We start from the raw sequence: 19,513 nt of genomic DNA on the forward strand, positions 1-19,513 counted from the left end.
ACCTTTTTTCCTTTTTCATCTTCATTTTTCCTGTTTTCGGAAAATTGGATATTACTTGAGAAAAAGAACGATATACAGAATTTAAAAACGCACTTTAGACTGTCTTTGACAATTTGAGGAGGAAGTGAAATGAAAAAAAAGGATGAGCTCATTGTTCGCCGTGATGTTTCATTAGCAAAAAGGCTTTATAAGTGTTGGCCTTTGTATGTGTTCTTACTCCCAGGATTAATATGGTACATCATGTTCTGCTACAAGCCAATGATTGGTCTTAGAATGGCTTTTTATGATTACAACATATTTAGAGGATTTTCTGGAAGTAAATTTGTTGGGTTAGAAAATTTCAAAATCTATATGTCTAGTCCAGACTTTGGAAGAACTTTAAAAAACACTCTTATGATAGCAGTATGGCAGATGGTAATATGTTTCCCAGTTCCTGTTATATTAGCAATCTTAATTACTGAGATGAAGAGTAAGATTGTCTCAAAGATGGTACAAACAATTTCATTCTTACCACACTTTATTTCAACAGTAGTAGTTTGTGGTATGGTTGTTAACTTCCTATCTCCAAGTACAGGTATTATCAATATGATTCTTGGAAAATTTGGAATTGAAGCAAAGTATTTCATGGTTTACCCTCAGTACTTTAGACCAATTTATACAATTATGACTCTTTGGCAGACTGCAGGCTTTAATGCAATTGTTTATATTGCTGCATTAATGGGAATTGACCCTCAGCTATATGAAGCTGCAATCGTTGATGGTGCTGGAAGATGGAGAAGAATTATTAATATCACTATTCCAGGTATCATTCCTACTGTAGTAACAATGTTTATTATGAATATTGGTAAGATGGTTAAGGTTGGATATGAATCAATCCTTCTACTCTACGAACCATCAACATACGCAACAGCCGATGTAATTTCAACATACTCCTTCCGAATGGGTATTCAGAATGGTGACTATGGTGTTGCTACAGCAGCGGGTCTTTTTGAAGCAGTTATCGCACTTATCTTAGTTGTCGCAGCTAACAAGGTTAGTAAGCGTCTTACTGAGACAGCACTTTGGTAAGGGGGAATAGAGATGAAAAAAGCAACTGCAATAAGACAAAATGGGAAAAATGCAGGTATTAAAATCCAAAGTAAAAGTGAAAAGATATTTGATGCAGCATTAAATGTTTTTGGTGTAATACTTGTAGCTATCATTCTGTATCCTATCTACTATGTATTTATCGCTTCTATATCAAGACCTCTCCCTGTAGAAAATGGTTCTGTTATCTTAGCACCTGTTGGAGTTACTCTTGAGTCTTATAGACAGGCATTAAAGACTCCATATTTAGGTACAGCATTGCTTAATAGCCTTTACTATACCTTTGGTGGTGTATTAGTTAATATGGTTTTCTCAACTACAATGGCTTATGCACTTTCAAAAAAGCGCTTAGTAGGAAGAAAGATTTTTACATTATTTACAGTTTTCACAATGTGGTTTAGCGCAGGTATCATTCCTCTCTATATGACATTCCGTGATTTCCATATGCTCAATACACGCTCTGCAATTTTGTTTGGCTTTGCAATGAATACTTACAATATGATTATTCTCAAGAGCTTCTTTGAACAGGTTCCAGAGTCACTTGAAGAGGCGGCATTTATTGATGGTGCTAGTGATTTTAGAATTTTCTCACAAATATATTTGCCACTATCAAAGCCTGCTTTAGCAACTGTTGGTTTGTTCTATGCTGTAAATAGATGGAATGGTTACTTCTGGCCAATGAACCTTTTAACAGATGACTCTAAAGTTCCACTACAGGTACTTTTAAAGAAGCTTCTTGTTGATAAGGTAAAGAATGAAATGGAAAGTGCAATCATTACTTCTGCATCCCTTTCAAGCCAGACAACTACAATTTATGCGCTTATTATTATCGCAATTATTCCGATGGCAATCGTCTATCCGTTTGTACAAAAGTACTTCAAGACTGGTTTAACTATCGGAGCAAATAAAGGTTAATATCAAAGGAGGATATTATTATGAAAAAGACAATTATCATTATGCTCGCACTCCTCGCTCTATGTACTCCTATTTTTGCAGGTGGTCAGAGTGAGAATACAGCAGCAAAACCAACTGCTAGTATCGCACCAACTTTAAATGCAGATGGTTCCTTCCATCTTCCTATTGTTGATTCTCCAAAAGAATTCACAATTTTCTTAAACTTCAACAATATGCCATTTGATAGCAATTGGAAGGTTTGGAAGAAGCTTGCTGCTGATACAAATGTTAGCTTCAAGAGTGTAATTAGCCAATCAAACTCAAACGAGACTGAAGCTTATAACCTTATGCTTTCATCAGGTAATCTTGCAGATGTTATCGGTTATGTTTCAACTGCTGATCTTGAAAGCCTTGGTCGTGATGGTGGTCTTATCCCACTTAATGATTTAATTGATGAATATGCACCAAATATCAAGAAGATGATGGAAGATGATCCTAAGTTCGCACAATATGCAACATCTACAGATGGTAACATCTACTTCATTCCTAAGAACCAGGGTCTTAAGGCTGCTGAATATTGGTGGATTAGAAATGACTGGCTCCAGAAGCTTGGTCTTGAGGTTCCAACAACAATAGATGAGTTTGAGGCTGTTATGTATGCTTTCAGAAACAATGACCCAAACGGTAATGGTGTAAAGGATGAAATTCCTCTCTTCGATAGAGCTGGATGGAAGATGCCTGAAGAATACCTTTACCTCTTTGATAGCTCAACAGGCTTCTACACAAGAAATGGTGTTGTAGAATTCGAGCCTCTTGAAGAAAACTTCAGATATGGTGTTAGAAAGCTTATCCAGTGGTATAAGGATGGTATCTTAGATCCAGAAATCTTTACTCGTGGTAATAAGAGCCGTGACGTACTCCTTGCAGCAAACATCGGTGGTTGTACACATGACTGGGTATCTACAAGTGAATACAATGTAAAGCTTGCAAAGGAAATTCCTGGTCTTGAGATGATTGCTATTGCACCTCCTGCTGACCAGAATGGTGTTGTAAAAGAAAGAACAGAAAGATTCCCAGGTGTAGGTTGGGGTATTTCTTCAGCATGTAAGGATCCTGTAACAGTAATTAAGTTCTTCGATTATCTCTTCTCAGAGGCAGGTTCTGCTCTCATGAACTGGGGTATTGAAGGTGAAGAATACTATGTTGATGAAAATGGTAATAAGAAATTCTATGATTCAGTTCTCCATGGTTCACAGTCTGTAGTTGGTTACCTCAGATCAATTGGTGCTCTCTATCGTGTAGGTTTCAACCAGGATGGTGGTTATGAGCTTGCAAGTATGAACAAGTGGGGCTTCGCAGCAAGTGAACTCTATGAAGGTCATCCAGAGTGGTTCCTTTCTGATCAGCCACCTTACTCAGATGGTGAGCTTGATATGAAGTATCAGCCAGATGATGAAGCTCGCTATAAGAGAATTATGAATAACATCAAGCCATATGTTGAAGAGAAGTTCCAGTCATGGATTATCGGTACAGCTGATTTTGAAGCTGATTACGATAAGTTTATTAGTGAACTCCACTCAAGAGGTATTGATGAAGCAATTGCTATCAACCAGAAAGCTTATGACTACTACATGAGCGCAGGTAAATAATAAAATAATGATGTGGGGATTTTTCCCCACATCCCTGAAAGGAGAAAAGGAATGAAGAATTTACTTTATGTCTTTGCAGATCAATGGCGATATCATGCATTTGGCTTTTCTAAGGAGGATAGTGTAGCTACCCCTAATATGGATGCTTTTGCCTCATCATCCCTTTTCTGCTCTCAGGCTGTAAGCACATATCCATTGTGTTCGCCTCATAGGGCAGCTTTAATCACAGGAAAGCACCCTTTAAATTTGGGTTTCTGGACAAACTGTAAAATTGGATTACGTGACCACATACATTTAGAGAGCAATGAAATAACAATTAGTGATGTTCTTCATGATAATGGTTACTTTAATGGCTATATTGGTAAGTGGCACCTTGATTCATCAGAGATGAACTATTCTCAAAGCCCTAAATCAGGAGCTGCTAATTGGGATGCCTTTACTCCAAAGGGAGAGAGAAGACACAATATAGATTATTGGTACTCATATGGTGCTTATGATAACCATACAAAGCCACACTATTGGCAGGATAGTGATGATATGGTTGTTGTTGATAAGTGGTCACCTGAGCATGAAACAGATAAAGCAATAGAGTTCTTTGAAGCAAGACCAAAGGATAAGCCTTTTTCTCTGTTTATCTCTTGGAACCCTCCTCATCCTCCATATGATAAGGTCCCTCAAAGACTATTAGATATGTATCCTGAAGAAAGTATTGTCTTTAGAAAAAACGTTCCTCAGGAGATGAGAGAGAACAGTGATTACACCTTAAAGTGGAGAGAATACTATGCCGCTATTACAGGACTTGATGAGCAGTTTAAAAGATTAATTGATTATTTAAAGGAAAATAATCTATATGATAACACGATTGTAGTGCTATCTGCTGATCATGGTGATTGCATGGGCTCTCATGGTCTTTATGGAAAGAATATCTACTATGAAGAGTCTGTTAGGATTCCTCTAGTTATTCATGATCCTGATACAAAATGTGGTATCTACGATGGCATATTAACGAGTGAAGACCATATGCCAACTATTTTAGATATGCTAGGTATAGCAATTCCTGAAAGTGTAGAGGGTAAAAGCCATTTAGCTGCAATAAATGGTGGCGAAAGAGTTAGGTTATACTCAGAGCATTTAATGATTCCTGGTATGCCTGAGCTTGTTAATCCTTTCCTTGAGAAGGGCCTTGATAATAGAGCCTTTGGTTGGCGTGCTATTCGAGATGAAAGGTATACATATGTAGTTGATAATGGAGTAATTCCTGGTGAGGAGCAGAAGAGATTTATCTTTGATAATCAAGAGGACCCATATCAAATGCATAAAGAGAAATTAGATAAGTGTGATAAGAGAGCTATTAAATATGACTTAATGCTAAAAAACGAGTTTAAAAAGAGTCATGATAACTTTCTTTTGGGGAGGCAAATATGAGTGTGTATGAAGGTGAAAAACCATTAGAAGGAAAGGATTTAGAAAGTGCTATTAGCTATGCAGTTAGACAAACTGAGAGCTCATTAAGGGATTATACCTATAAGTTTAAGTATTCTCATAGTGTTAATGGCTTTTATCCTGCTACAGAGAATGTTGAGTGGACAACAGGCTTCTGGACTGGTGAAATTTGGCTTGCCTATGAGCTTTCGAATAATACTAGGTTTAAGGATTCTGCTTTAATCCAGGTTGATTCATTTTTAAATAGAATTATAAATAAAATTGATGTTAACCACCATGATATGGGCTTTTTGTACTCTCCATCATGTGTTGCTGCTTATAAGCTAACAGGCTCTGAGAAGGGTAAGAGGGCTGCATTACTTGCTGCAGATAATCTTAAATCACGCTTCCAGGAGAAGGGCGGCTTTATCCAAGCTTGGGGTGATTACGGTGCTGCAGATAACTATCGTCTTATTATCGATTGCTTACTAAATATCCCTCTTTTGTATTGGGCTACAGAGGAAACAGGTGATGAAAGCTATAAGAGAGTTGCAGATAGTCACCTTGAAACAGCAATGAAGTGTGTAGTTAGACCTGATAACTCAACCTACCATACATATTTCTTTGATATAGACACAGGTAAGCCTTTAAAGGGTGTTACCTTCCAAGGCTATAGAGATGGCTCTGCTTGGGCTCGTGGTCAAGCTTGGGGTGTTTATGGTTCTGCACTTGCATATAAATATCTAAGAAAGGAGGAATACTTAGATATCTTTAGAAGGGTTACAGGCTTCTTCTTAGATAATCTTCCTTCTGATATAGTTCCATATTGGGACTTTGACTTTAAATATCCTTCAACAGAGCCTAAGGATACTTCTGCATTAGCTATTGCTATTTGTGGAATGCTAGAGGCAGCAAAGTACACTCAGGAGAGTGAGAGTGTTAAGCTAATTGATGATGCAAAGCGCCTCTTAGGAGTACTTGCTAGAGATTATGCTGTTAAGGATCCTCATACCTCAAATGGACAGCTTTTGCATGGAACCTATGCGAGAAAGAGTCCTTATAATCCATGTAATAATAGAGGTGTTGATGAGTGTAATATTTGGGGTGACTACTTCTATATGGAAGCTCTAACACGCCTTTATAAGGATTGGGAGCCTTATTGGTAAGATATGAAAAACTTTGTCATCTTTCAGCTTGATCAACTTGCATCTAGAGCATTAAGAGTATATGGAAATAATGATTCATATACTCCGAATATCGATAAACTTTGTGAAAGTGGAGTAGCGGCAGAGGCCGCTTACTCTCCATGTCCTCTTTGTCAGCCAGCTAGAGCTGCACTTTGGTCTGGTCAATATAGTCATAGAAATAGAGTGTGGTCAAATGGAAGAGCATGGCCAATAACTCCTCTTGATGATACCTTCCCAGCTCTTGGGGAGGAATTTAGAAAGGCGGGCTATAAGGCAGTACACTTTGGCAAAAAACATGATGGTGGTGCTTTAAGGGGCTTTGAGTGCTCAGAGGAAAGAGAAACAAGAATTGCGGATGAGAATAAAAGATTTCCATTTAATATGGATAGCTATGCAGATAAATATACTTTAGATGAAGCTATTAAATTTATCTCCTCCTATAGCTTTGATAAGCCACTTTGTATGGTTGTTGATTTTATTAATCCTCATAATATTTGTGGCTTTGTCGGAAAAAATAAAGGGCCACATGAGCCTTTTAGTGGACCTCTTCCTCAGCTTCCAGAGAACTATGAGTTTGATGATATTATAAATCGTCCCACACCTGTAAAATATCTTTGTTGCTCTCATGTTAGACAAGCACAAACAGTTGGATGGTGTGATGATAATTTTAGAGAGTATCTTGCTGCCTATTACTACTATTTATCTGTTGCTGATAGATATATTGGAGAGATAATTAATAGGCTTGAGAACAGTAAAATTAAGGGTGATATTACATATATTCTTCTTTCTGACCATGGAGATAGCATGGCAGCAAGAGGAAGTGTAACTAAGCAGGTTACGTTATATGAAGAGGTAACTAGAGTTCCTTTTATCTTTTCTGGTGCGCTTGTAAAGAGTAGGGGTATTGCTAAGGGAATCTGCTCAACATTAGATCTTTTCCCGACACTACTTTCTCTTGCAGGAATTGAAAGACCTAATGGCCTTGATGGTGTTGATATTTCTCAAATATTAACAGGAAATACTCTTCCTAAACGTGAATATGTTACTTCAGAGTGGTTTACAGAGTGGGGATACACTATTTCACCTGGAAGAATGATAAGAAAGGATAATGTTAAATATATCAGATATTTAGAGGATGATGGTGAAGAGCTATATCTTTTAGATAGAGACCCATTTGAAAAGCATAATGCTGCTAAGGATGAGCCAGAACTGTTAGCTAATATGAGAGCTTTACTTGATAGCTACATAAAGGACAGTGAGGATCCATTCTATACTCTTCCTGTTAAGGCTGATAAAAGGTGGAGAAGTCACTCATGTGGATATCAAAACCATAGAGGTCCTACCGCACCTGAGGAATTAAGTGGTAATAATGCAAAAGTAAATGTATCATTAGTAAGGAATCAATAAATTATTAGAGGAACTTTTATGGAAATTGCTATTAAAAGAGATGAAAATATAATTGCTTCAAAGAGTGGTGAAGTTGAAGCATATTTAGTATTTAACGAAGAGTTTATTCCTGGAGATGCAATTGTACTAAGGAACCTTGAAAAGGGACATTATCTTATAGACTTAGGACTTGGTAGAGCAATTGTATATTCAAATGGTAAGGACTTTGTATTCCCAATACCTTTCAATGAGAAGAAGGATTGCTACGACCAAAGAGTGTTTACAGGAAATATACACTATATGTATGCACGTAAGGCATATGACTTTGAATATCAATATAGAAATGTTGCTTACAACCCATATGATGGCCATAGTAATGATGCAATATTCCCACATTCAAAGGCAAATATTGAAACTAGAGGAGAGAGTGTATTTGCTTCTCGTAATGCATTTGATGGTGTTGTTGCTTCATCATCCCATGGAAGATGGCCTTTTGCTAGCTGGGGTATAAATAGAGATCCAAATGCAGAGCTTTATCTTGAATTTGGAAATGCAATGATTATCGATAGAATAATAATGTATACACGTGCCGATTTCCCTCATGATGCATGGTGGGATCGTTGTACTGTTCGCTTCTCTGATGGCTCTGAGCTAACTCTTGAGCTAGAGAAGAAGGATGGAAGACAGGAATTCGTCTTCTCACCAAAAATAGTTTCATCACTTACAATTTGTAATCTTATTAAAAGTGACGATCCTTCTCCATTCCCTGCTTTAATCCAAGCAGAGGTATATGGAAAGGAACGTGTTTGGAAATAATTACGTCTTGCTTCAGCAGCGATGCTGGAGCATTTTATCTTTAAATTAAGAGGGAGTAATAATCTACCTATGGACGAAAAAGCATTAACTCAATTTCCTATCGCTCTTCCATTAAAGGAAGTAAAAGCGTTAACAAATGGTATTATCAACACAACTGATTTAATAACAGCTGCTGATGGCCAAAAATATATATTTCAGAAAATCAATACCAATATTTTTAAAAATACTGAAGGTATGATGAAGAATATTGATATTGTTACAACTCATATTAGAGAAAAGGCTGCAAAGAGTGGTAGAGACCCAGAGAGAGCAACTCTCCATTTTCTACCAGCTTCAAATAATACCTTATTATATAAGAATGAGAATGGTGCTTACAGAGTATCAAAATACATTGCAAATACAGTTTCCTTTGAGGGTAAGGCCACTGAAAAATCTCTTGAGATGGCAGGTAGAAGCTTTGGAACCTTTATTAAGGATTTGTCAGATTTAGATGCTTCATTACTCTCAGAAACTCTCCCTAACTTTCATAACACTCCTATGAGAATTGCACACTTTTTGGAGACAGTAAAAAGTAATCCTGCAAATAGATTAGATAGTGCAAGGGAAGATGTTGATTACCTTATTAGCTTAATCGATGAGGGCTCTAAGCTATCAAAGATAAAGCTACCTTTACGTGTTACTCACAATGATACTAAGACAAGTAATGTGCTTGTTGATAAAACTACTCTTGAGCCTTTAGCTGTAATTGACCTCGATACAGTAATGCCGGGCTTACTTTGTCATGATTTTGCAGATTCAATTCGTTACTCAGCAAACTATGTAGCAGAGGATGAGAAGGAATATTATCGTGCTGGTCTTGATATCGATATGTATAAAGCCTATGCAAAGGGCTTTATCCCAGCTGTAAGCTCAATAATTACAAAAGAGGAAATAGATACATTAGTTCAAGGTGTTATTACAATTGTATATGAGCAGGCAATTAGATTCCTAGATGATTATCTTGCAGGTGATGTTTATTACCATACTCAATATAGTGAGCATAATTTAGTAAGAACTAGAACTCAAATTGGTCTATTAAGAGATATGCTTAAAAGACGAAACGAAATGGAAGCAATTGCTAGAGATCCAAGCTTATATAAATAATTTGGTGGGGATATTTTGAATAGAACCTTTTTAATAAAGCCATCATCGGGCAGCTGTAATATGCGCTGTACATACTGCTTTTATAAGGATGAAATAGATAATAGAAGCGTAAAGAACTATGGCTTTATGACAAATAGTATTGCCAAGTGCTTAATAGATAAGGCCTTGGCAAATATTAATGATAATGTAAACTTTTCCTTCCAAGGAGGGGAGCCGACTCTCTCTGGCCTTGATTTCTTTAGAGAATTTACTTCATATGCTAAGGAAAAGGGCGGTGAAAGAGTTACCTTCTCGCTCCAAACTAATGGGTATATCATAGACCGTGAATGGGCAGCCTTTTTCCATGATAATGGCTACCTAATTGGTCTATCTCTCGATGGAAATAAGAAGATTCATGATATCTACCGTATTGGACCAGATAATAAGGGAACCTTTGTTAAGGCCTTTAGAGCTGCATCCTTTTTTAATGCAGAGAAGGTTGAGTTTAATATATTAACTACCGTTAATAGAGTAGTTGCTCAAAATATTGGTGATATCTTTGATTTCTTTAAACGAAATGGGTTTAGATATTTACAGTTTATACCTTGTCTTGATGAAATAAGCGGTGTTAAAAATGACTATTCATTAACTCCAGAGCTATATGCAAAGGCCTTAAAGGTACTATTTGATAGATATTTTGATTCCTGGCGTAGGGATGAATATATATCAATTAGGTATTTCGATAACCTAGTAACTATGCTCCTTGGCTATCCTCCTGAGGCATGTGGAATGAGAGGAGTTTGTGGAAATTACTATGTAATTGAGGCCGATGGCTCTGTCTTCCCTTGTGACTTCTATGTCCTTGATGAGTATAAGCTGGGAAATATTACCTCCTCATCTCTTGATGAGCTTGATAAAAAGAGAGCTGAAATAGCTTTTATTGAGAAATCAACAAAGGTCGAGGAGGAGTGTAAGAAGTGTCGTTTCTTCTCTCTTTGTAGGGGAGGCTGCAGAAGAGATAGAGAGAACTTTAACACTAAGGAGCTCTCTCTAACTTATTTATGTCCTGCATATAAGGAATTCTTTAATTATTCACTTGAGCGTTTAATATATATGGCTGAAGCTGAAAAAAGAGCGAGGAGCTAAAGCTATTTTAGCTTCTCTCTAATTCTAATTGCAGCTTGGTTAATTAGCCTTGCATCTATAGCTTTTTGCTCAGTTTGAATCATTAATGAAATAGCTTCATTCAATATACTTTCAATAGCAGCACAGGAAAGTCCATTAAAAGCATTAACAAGCATATCTCTTGTAAGCTCTGGAGCAAGTGGCTTTCCTTTTGTGTATATATCGATTAGCTCTCCTCTTGTATCCTTATCTGGGTTTGAAATAGTGTATTTTAAATCAAAGCGTCCAGGACGAACTAAAGCAGCATCTAATGATTGATATGAGTTAGTAGCTGCAATAACTACTACACCATTTAATGAAGAGAACCCATCCATCTCATTTAGTAGTGTTGTAATTATTCTATTGTTTTCTTTATCAATGCCACTTCCTTGGTATGATCTCTTTTCACCGATTGAATCAAATTCATCGATAAAGATTATACATGGCTTTTTCCTTCTTGCTTTTGAAAAGAGCATCTTAACCTTAAATGCTCCTAAGCCCATTAATGCACCTTGAAAGTCAGCACCCTTAGTTGCAATAAAGTTTACTCCACATTCCTCTGCAAGAGCCTTTGCAAATAGTGTCTTACCATTTCCAGGAGGGCCCTCTAGGATGATGCCTCTACTATTTCTAATCTTCTCATTTTTATTCTTCATTAAATCAATTGTGAATTTAATTTCTTTCTTTAAATCCTTAAGTCCCGCAACTTCATTAAAGGTAATTCCTGTGTGGTGAATTACTTTAAATGTATTTGTATACCAAGAAATTAGCTTGTAAAGTCCAAAGATTATTAATGCAAGGAAGAATATATTAAATACCATATCTCCAATGGCATTAATATCTGTGTTATCACTCTTTACAGCTACATCGTTTAAAAGTAGCTCCTCTAATAGATTAGGAGAACAAGGGTTAATGACACTATAAAGCGTGCTATCATCCTTAAGAGTGTATTTAATTGTATTAGGATTTATTTGAGCACTTTCGATAGCACCACTATCGAGAGCTAATCTAAAATCCTTATAGCTTACACTTACAGATGAATCAAGAAGGTCAAAGCCAAATATCGCTATAACACTTGCAATGACGATAATAGAAAGTAGATAAAGTATTTTTCTTTTATTCATAATCTAATTTAGACCGTTAGCTCATATGGCTGATTATCTTTAAAATAATCATTTAGCTTAGTTGGCTCGAAGATACCCTTATTTGTGACAATTCCAGTAATTAGCTCTGGTGGAGTCATATCAAAAGCAGGGTAGTACCCCTTAATTCCCTCTATTGCTGTTCTAACTCCCATAGCCTGTAATGAAAAGCTTGGGTCTCTCATCTCAATTGTTACTGTATCAAAGGTAGGGTGACCGATATCAGGAGCACCTGAAACATATACTGGAATATTAAAGTGATTAGCACAAATAGCAATTTGACTAGTACCTACCTTATTAAATACATATCCATCACAGCTAATTGCATCGGCTGCACATGTGAAAACATCTATTTTTTCTTTAGTCATTACAAAGGCTGGCATGTTGTCTGTAATCAGTGTTGTGTCAAAGCCCATTTGGTAGCAAACTGTAGATGTAAATCTTGCACCCTGGAAGTATGGTCTAGTTTCAGGACAAAATAGCTTAATATTGTTTCCCTGTTCTCTACACTCAAGTAGCATCATTCCGAGGATTGTCTCTGCATAGCATTGAGTCATTACCTTGCCATTCTTTGGGAATTTACTAACAAGATATTTAGCTGCCTGACGAACACGATTATATCTAGCATTATTCATTTCAACTACATGGTCTCTAATTGCTTCATCTGCTTTTTTACCCTCTGCTAGTGCCTTAGCTGCAACAGGAATACAGCTTTCTGTCAGCATTGCCATTCTTTTTGCTGTAGTTGGACGAGATGTAGAAATAATAACTGAAGCCTGCTTTAGATATTCAATTTGCTCAGATTCACTCATTAATCTACATTCATAGGCAGCTAGTGCCATACCCATTGGAGCTAGTGTATATGGCCCAGTTGATTGTGTAACCATATCCTTTATTGCCTTTGCAACCTCTTGAGTACTTTCACAAATAACAAACTCAACCTTTGCAGGATAAACTCTTCTATCTAATACCCTTACCTTGCCATCCTCATACCATGCAACATTTTCATACTTCAGCATGAAAGCAAGATCCTTATCGGCTCTTTCCATTAAATATTCTCCTTTATGCAAATCTAAAGCAATTATAAATTGAAATTAGAATAATAACTGCTAATAAGCCCATAAATAGCTTATCGACACCCTTATTTGATAGCTTCTTTGAAACTTTTCTACCAACTGTTGCACCAACTACAGCACAGACCATCATTGAAGGAAGGAGTATGTAATCGATTTGTGGAACACTCCTTGTAGCTACTGTACTAATAAATGAAACTGTTTGTGAGAAGAAAATAATATAAAGTGATGATAGGGCTGCTGTTTTAGTATCCATACTGAAAAAGTAAGATAAGAACATAAGGTTTATAGGACCACCACCAATACCTAAGAAGGATGATGCAACTCCTAAGAATAATCCAATTCCTAAGCTGGCTAATGGGTTTTTGAAGTCCTTAGTCTTTATATTATCCTTCTTGAGTGTGTAGATAAGAACTAGGACAGTTAATATAACCATTATAATATTTTGTATTAATCCAACCTTACCAAGGCTCTTTAATGCAATGTCAAATACTTTCTTCCCTGCAAAGCCTCCAACAGCTCCTCCTATTGCAAGGTAAATCCCTCGTGGATCTAGCTTTTCTTTTCTACTTCTCAGCAATGATACTATTGTCATTGTTAAAACTGTTGTTCCTGAATAAAAGCTTATTTGAGAGCTAGTTCCCTCATATACAGCATCCATTACAGGCTTAATTAGAACTCCACCTCCGATTCCGGAGATTGAGCCTACAAATGTAGCAATTAGGCTTATAAGAATTATAAAGAATGTCATCATGAAAATTAATTATAGACTATTTAATATTTATTTTCCTTAGAAATGGTAAAAAATAAGCCGATAGAGATAAATCTACCGGCTAAATTTGGCTACATTATTACTTCAACCTTGCATTTAGAGCCTTTCTTTATTGGAGTTATTTTATCAACTTTTTCCCCATTAACAAAAATCTCACTTACTCCAGCTTGCTTATGGTTTGGATTTTTAACTTCGATTTCATATTTTCCACCTCTCCAAACACGAGTCATCTTAAAACCGTCCCAATCATGAGGAATAGCTGGAGAGATAATTAGTTCATCATAGTCAGGACGAACACCTAGCATATAACGTGTTGCTGAGTAATAAGCCCAACCTGCAGAGCCTGTTAGCCATGGATGGCGGGCTCTTCCATATGCGCTATGGTCTCTTCCCATTATAAATTGACAATAGGAGTATGGCTCTGATTCTCTGATCTCAATTTTATCATTTTGCTTAGCAGGACATAGTGCATTATAGTACTTCATTGCTCTATCACCCTGACCAAGGAGAGCAGCGGCTGCCCAAGCCCATGGATTTGGATGTGAGAAGATTGCACCATTTTCCTTAATTCCCTTATAAACTCTTGTTACAAAGCCTATTTCATCATTAGGTGTTCCAAATGAAGGTGCATTTAGGTGTATACCATATTCACTATAAAGATATGTATCGATAGCATCGATTGCTTTCTCTGCTCTCTCTCTTGATGCAGCTCCTGATAGAACTGCCCATGCATTTGATTCAAGATGTACCTTTCCCTCTATATCTTGGCTAGTACCAATTTTCTTACCACTTTTGGTAATACCTCTGATGTACCAATCCTTATCCCATAGAACTCTTTCGCAAGCTTCTTTGATTTTATCTCTAAGGTTTGTATATTTTTCTACATCATCAACTCTATTGAGCTTCTTTGCAGCTTCGATAAAATATGAAGTAGCCCAATAGTGTAAAAAGCTAGTTAGTGCTGATTCTCCTCCACCTAAATTAAGGCAGTCATTCCAGTCTGCACGAAGTCCTTTACAAATTCCACTTTCACCAACTTGCTTAGCTGAGAAATCTAAAATTCTCTTTAAGTGGTCATATACGCTATCAACAGAACCCTCTGCATAGTTAATTTTTTTATCAAAGAATTTAAGGTCTCCAGTTTCTTTTACATACTCACAAACAGATGCAACTAACCAAAGTGCATCGTCTGAACATGTGTCCTTAAGCCCATGGATTAAACTACCTTTTTCAGGTTCTGGTTTAACAGTAGGGGAAGGACGCTTCTCTTTTTTAGGTATATTAGGATTAAATAAATCTGGTTCAAAAAGGTGTAAGCCATATCCCTGTTCTGTTAATCCTCTAAGAAGCTCTTCTATTCTTTCTCTACATCTAACAGGTGCAGAATGAGGGATGCACATAGCATCCTGTGCTGTATCGCGGTATCCAAGACCAGTTCTACCTCCAACCTCAATAAAGGATGAGAATCGAGAGAAATTAACATTTGTTTCACTTTGATAAAGATTCCAAGTATTTATCATAGTGTTCATCTCTTTATTAGGAGTATCAATTTGTAGCTTTGAATACTTTGCTTTCCAGAATTTTTTTATTTGCTTGAAATCTTCATCAACTTTATTAAAGTCTGAGTACTTAGCTTTAACTCTTTTTCCTTCCTCTAAAGAGCCAACACCAAGCATAACGATAAAACGCTTTTCTTCATTTGGCTTAAGTGTAAAGGCCTTCTTAAAAGCACCACAGTGGTTACCACCTAGCTCAACTGAGTTATGCATTATATTATCAATAACACCTTGAGGGTTAGTTTCAGTATTATAAACACCGATAAATTTATCTCTTACAGAATCAAAGCCATCTGCATCAAAACTTGTTGTAATAAAATGGTACATATCTGGATCATAGAAGTTATCAATTTCTATTACTCCATCCTCCTCACGAGAGCCCTGAGAGTATAGTGACATTTGGAGATTTTGGTTATCAATTTCAATTAAGTTGAATGAAAATTCACAATATGGAAATAGCGAGATGCTTCTCTCCTTTTTAGAGTTATTTTTTACCTTGATATCCCAAAGCTCAACCTTTTCACCTATAGGTATAAATAGCTTCTGCTCTGCCTTGATACCCTTATAGGAGCACTTAAAGATAGAATATGAAAGGCCATGTCGAACCTCATATTTTGCTTTAGCTAAGCTTTTACCAACTGGTTGCCAAGAAATAGACCAATAATCCTTTAAATCATTATCTCTTAAATAAACGTAATGGCCTGGTCTATCGAGAGGAACACCATTAGCTCTAAAACGTGTAATTCTATGGTTCTCTGCACTATCATGGAACATATAGCCACCCGCATTGTGGCTTATTACAGTACCTGTTTTTTCACACCCTAAATAGTTTGTCCAGGATACAGGTATATCTGGTCTTGTTATTACATATTCACGATTTTTATCATCAAAGTATCCATATTGCATAAAGTTTCTCCTTTTGTTCACTGCTTGTACAAACTATTATATCATGATAATTTTAATTCTAACAAGATAAAAATAATTTATAAGGTTGTACTATTAAGTCTCATTAAAAGGAATAAAAGAAAACAGAAATTAGAAAGTTCTTTTAGATGTTAATATGATTCTATTTTAGATGAAAATTAATTTAAGATATAGATTGAATTTTGATGTGAGAAATAAGTAGATTTATTTTATGAAAAAACTTTTAGTTATTATTCTTTTTGGACTAAGTCTTGTATCTTGTGCTACTTCCCAAAATAACTATGAATGGACAAGGTTAACAGGAGAAACTGTTTCATATCTTGGGCCTGAAGGTACTTATACAGGACAGGCAGCAAAACTATTTTTCGGTGATGATGTAGCTTATTATGCGGAAAAAACAGTTAGTGATGCAGTAGCTTCAATGATTTCTGGGAAATATGATTTTGCTGTGATACCTCAAGAAAACACTGTAGGTGGTCCTGTTACAGCATATATTGATGAACTTCTTTCTCACGATGATATTTCAGTTGTTTGTGAAACAGAGCTTGTAATTGACCAGGCACTTCTTATGAAAAAGGAAGCAGAGTTAGTAGATATAACCTTGGTATGTTCTCATGAGCAAGGACTAATCCAAGGAAAAAAATGGCTTGAAGAAAACCTTCCTTTTGCACACACTCAAATTGTTTCTAGTACTGCAGAGGGAGCAAGACTTGCTTCAATAAGTGATAAAAGTGTTGCTGCTGTTGCCTCCGCTGCCGCCGCAGATGTATATGACTTAAAAGTGTATGCACCACGAATTCAGGAAAGTGATGCAAATAGGACAAGGTTCTATGCACTTTCCACTGGAGAAAAAAGAAGAGAAAGAGCAGATAGGATGCTTTTTTCAGCAAAGGGAAATATTTCAGATTTCCCTAAACTTATAAAAGCTTTTGGTGCTTTAAAACCAGCTGCCATAACAGCTCGCCCCTTAAAAACTAATCTTGGCGAATACATTTGGCTAATAGAACTAAAAGATTCGGGGTATGATGAATTTCTTAAGATTAGTAATGTTGATGGATTTGAGTTTAAGTATTATGGCTCATTTCCTTTGATATAAATTTATATATCGATAATATAGCACCAAATAAATAAATGGTGCTATATAATTTAAATAGTAATTAAATAGTGCATATTTTATTGTTCACTTTTTAATCTTTTGTTCCCATTTATAAGAGAGAATATTCAATAGAGAGGAAAAAGATTGTTGCTTCGTATCAAAGTATACATTCGGTATTTATATGATACATATAATATTCCTATAAATATTTATGAATTATATTATGCTTTATACTCCTTGAACTTTTTTAGCTCCTATTTTTCTATATGGTTATCGTCTTTGTAGCAATAGGTTCTTTATCTATAAGCATTATGCAATTATTGAATAATAGTAAACTTTATAGATATTTTATTATCTTTCTTGTTTTTCGATAATAATTATTATTTACTAAGCGTAAAAAAAGAACACCCTGATAGTCGTCAGAGTGTTATATCTTTCATATCAATCTAAGTAAACTAGATAACACTTTGCATCAGCACTTTCACTTGCGAATGTAAGCTTATTTGGAAGTTTATTATAATATCTTATAATACTAAAACTCATTGGCCCAAGATTTACATTCATATCAGTTTTGTCTGCATCGTTATTGTATGTTATGGCCTCTTTATAGATACGATTTACTTCATAGAGCTCAGGGAACTTCATATCACGCTTTATGCCATTAATCTCACTTACTCCTAGAGCTTCTGCAATTATTTCAAGCATGAAATCTTCATATACCTCATTAAATGGTTTCTTGAGTTCTCTTTCTACTGCTTCAAGGGTATCGGTATCTTGTCGAGTTAGATTGATGACAACGTCCATTCCACCGTAATCTTGATACTTTTCTTCAATGTATGACCAGAACATACAACCGATACCATAGTTACATATTTGATCTTCTTGACACCTAGGATGATATGTTTTGCTGTTGTGGAACATCATGTTAATGTATCCTTGCTCCTCATTGTATACCCCATGCTCTCTTTCAAAGAGACCATTCTGCTTTAAACTTATGTAATCAGCAATACCTTCCTCTAAAAAGTGTGCTAAGTCTATCGTTTCCATGTAAGCTGTATTGTGCTTTCTATCAACTTGAAGATAATGGGTGTATTCATGGGCAAAGGTTTTGAGAAATGATTCTGCTGCTGCCTTAGCTCCTAATTCATTATAATTTTTTCTTATCGATGAGAGGTTCATGTAGAATGCAGCATAAGCATTCCTTGATGATTGAGAATTGTATGGCACTGAAGAAAAATACCCAAGTGTGTCAATATCTTCTTCATTGAAATCATATATTGCAATAGTAAAAAGCTTGTGCTTATTTCCTTTTGAATCCTTCATAGGGAAAAGATATTTTTCAGAAGGCTTGGTTTTTAGCATTTCTTGTTCTTTTTCAAGATAGTTGTCTTCCATCAAGTAATCTTCATCATAATATAGACAATTGAGAATTTCATTGACCATCTTGAGGTCATTATCTGAAACATTTTTGTCGATAATGTATAGTAATCCATTATCATAGTCACGTCCTGTAATTTTATCTTCTGAATTTAGAATTTCCTTCATATCCTTCTGTTCAGGTCTGTCGTTGTCATATACATACATTCCGTCCCATGTAATATTCCCATATTCATCTTGGTAAGGTTTTGAAATATTAATTACAGAATATGTGCTAGATAAATTCCTTGATCTAGACCAAGGAATATCATTTATAACGGTTGCTTCTACTTTAAAATCATCACCTTCATATTCTTTAGAAGTTGAATAACCTGACATGAAGTTTGTTACGATGGAATATACTACACCATCTTCCTTACTTATCTTTACGGTTTCACCGTTCTCGATATTTGCAGGATTTACTCTTTGTTCAGCGTTATCGTTATTGAAGGTAAGAAGTGTCTCTATGTAACCAATTTCGCTGTATGCTGAAATTAAAATGCAAGTTTTAAGATTATCTGAAGATACATGGGCATCACTTTTTCCAAAAGGGAAAAGATTGATTTCTCCTTTTGATTTTATGTAAGAAATTTTACTTGTTCCATCAGGATAGATATAAATAACTCTATAAATAAAATTGGTATCTTCATTTGTATCATTAAATTTGAGTATTAGAGAATTCTGACAATCACTATCTTTGTATTTAGTACTGACAACACTACCATCATATTGTATTGTCAATTCATTATCTCCAGCTGACCATTTACTCTTATCTTCATCTATTTTTAGATTTGGTTTTTCTACTTCT

The 19,513-nt window shown here is 35.8% G+C and carries 15 protein-coding genes; 10 read left to right on the top strand and 5 right to left on the bottom strand.

Annotated features, from left to right (window positions below; translation table 11 throughout):
- Positions 1 to 129 precede the first annotated feature (129 nt).
- The 9 genes from FYJ80_RS09515 (at position 130) to FYJ80_RS09555 (ending at position 10,708) form a co-directional block, all read left to right on the top strand.
- Positions 130 to 1,068, top strand: coding sequence for an ABC transporter permease (locus FYJ80_RS09515; RefSeq protein WP_154426324.1), 939 nt, complete (start codon positions 130 to 132; stop codon positions 1,066 to 1,068).
- A 12-nt stretch (positions 1,069 to 1,080) separates the two neighbouring features.
- Positions 1,081 to 2,001, top strand: coding sequence for a carbohydrate ABC transporter permease (locus FYJ80_RS09520; protein WP_154426326.1), 921 nt, complete (start codon positions 1,081 to 1,083; stop codon positions 1,999 to 2,001).
- Positions 2,002 to 2,021: 20 nt separating this feature from the next.
- Positions 2,022 to 3,629: an extracellular solute-binding protein gene (locus tag FYJ80_RS09525; RefSeq protein WP_154426328.1), complete on the top strand. Its 1,608-nt coding sequence runs from the start codon at positions 2,022 to 2,024 to the stop codon at positions 3,627 to 3,629.
- A gap of 51 nt (positions 3,630 to 3,680) precedes the next feature.
- Positions 3,681 to 5,054 carry a sulfatase family protein gene (locus FYJ80_RS09530; RefSeq protein WP_154426330.1) on the top strand — a complete coding sequence of 458 codons (1,374 nt, stop codon included), beginning with the start codon at positions 3,681 to 3,683 and terminating at the stop codon, positions 5,052 to 5,054.
- Positions 5,051 to 6,217 (top strand): glycoside hydrolase family 88 protein, encoded by a 1,167-nt coding sequence (locus FYJ80_RS09535; RefSeq protein ID WP_154426332.1) that lies wholly within the window; start codon positions 5,051 to 5,053, stop codon positions 6,215 to 6,217. The genes FYJ80_RS09530 and FYJ80_RS09535 overlap by 4 nt, the downstream gene beginning before the upstream one ends.
- A gap of 3 nt (positions 6,218 to 6,220) precedes the next feature.
- Complete coding sequence (locus FYJ80_RS09540) at positions 6,221 to 7,645, top strand: sulfatase family protein (RefSeq protein WP_154426334.1); 1,425 nt, start codon at positions 6,221 to 6,223, stop codon at positions 7,643 to 7,645.
- An 18-nt stretch (positions 7,646 to 7,663) separates the two neighbouring features.
- Positions 7,664 to 8,440: a carbohydrate-binding protein gene (locus FYJ80_RS09545; RefSeq protein ID WP_154426336.1), complete on the top strand. Its 777-nt coding sequence runs from the start codon at positions 7,664 to 7,666 to the stop codon at positions 8,438 to 8,440.
- A 69-nt stretch (positions 8,441 to 8,509) separates the two neighbouring features.
- Positions 8,510 to 9,583, top strand: a complete 1,074-nt coding sequence (locus FYJ80_RS09550; protein WP_206361056.1) for a phosphotransferase — start codon at positions 8,510 to 8,512, stop codon at positions 9,581 to 9,583.
- A 15-nt stretch (positions 9,584 to 9,598) separates the two neighbouring features.
- Positions 9,599 to 10,708, top strand: a complete 1,110-nt coding sequence (locus FYJ80_RS09555; RefSeq protein WP_154426340.1) for an anaerobic sulfatase maturase — start codon at positions 9,599 to 9,601, stop codon at positions 10,706 to 10,708.
- 2 nt (positions 10,709 to 10,710) lie between these two features.
- On the opposite strand, the gene FYJ80_RS09560 is transcribed toward FYJ80_RS09555, so the two are convergent.
- From FYJ80_RS09560 to FYJ80_RS09575, 4 genes are all read right to left on the bottom strand, one after another.
- Positions 10,711 to 11,850: an ATP-binding protein gene (locus FYJ80_RS09560; RefSeq protein WP_154426342.1), complete on the bottom strand. Its 1,140-nt coding sequence runs from the start codon at positions 11,848 to 11,850 to the stop codon at positions 10,711 to 10,713.
- Positions 11,851 to 11,858: 8 nt separating this feature from the next.
- Positions 11,859 to 12,917: a s-methyl-5-thioribose-1-phosphate isomerase gene (locus tag FYJ80_RS09565; protein ID WP_154426344.1), complete on the bottom strand. Its 1,059-nt coding sequence runs from the start codon at positions 12,915 to 12,917 to the stop codon at positions 11,859 to 11,861.
- Positions 12,918 to 12,930: 13 nt separating this feature from the next.
- Positions 12,931 to 13,695: a sulfite exporter TauE/SafE family protein gene (locus FYJ80_RS09570; protein ID WP_206361057.1), complete on the bottom strand. Its 765-nt coding sequence runs from the start codon at positions 13,693 to 13,695 to the stop codon at positions 12,931 to 12,933.
- An 89-nt stretch (positions 13,696 to 13,784) separates the two neighbouring features.
- Positions 13,785 to 16,175, bottom strand: coding sequence for a GH36-type glycosyl hydrolase domain-containing protein (locus tag FYJ80_RS09575; protein WP_154426346.1), 2,391 nt, complete (start codon positions 16,173 to 16,175; stop codon positions 13,785 to 13,787).
- Between the two features lie 229 nt (positions 16,176 to 16,404).
- On the opposite strand from FYJ80_RS09575, the gene FYJ80_RS09580 reads away from it, so the two are divergent.
- On the top strand, positions 16,405 to 17,289 hold the full coding sequence (locus FYJ80_RS09580) for a prephenate dehydratase (RefSeq protein WP_154426348.1): 885 nt from the start codon (positions 16,405 to 16,407) through the stop codon (positions 17,287 to 17,289).
- A 441-nt stretch (positions 17,290 to 17,730) separates the two neighbouring features.
- Here the strand turns inward: FYJ80_RS09580 and FYJ80_RS11790 are convergent.
- The coding region (locus FYJ80_RS11790; RefSeq protein WP_206361058.1) for a hypothetical protein at positions 17,731 to 19,513 on the bottom strand (1,783 nt) is incomplete at its 5' end.

It is taken from the genome of Bullifex porci, assembly GCF_009695635.1.
GTDB lineage: Bacteria > Spirochaetota > Spirochaetia > Sphaerochaetales > Sphaerochaetaceae > Bullifex > Bullifex porci.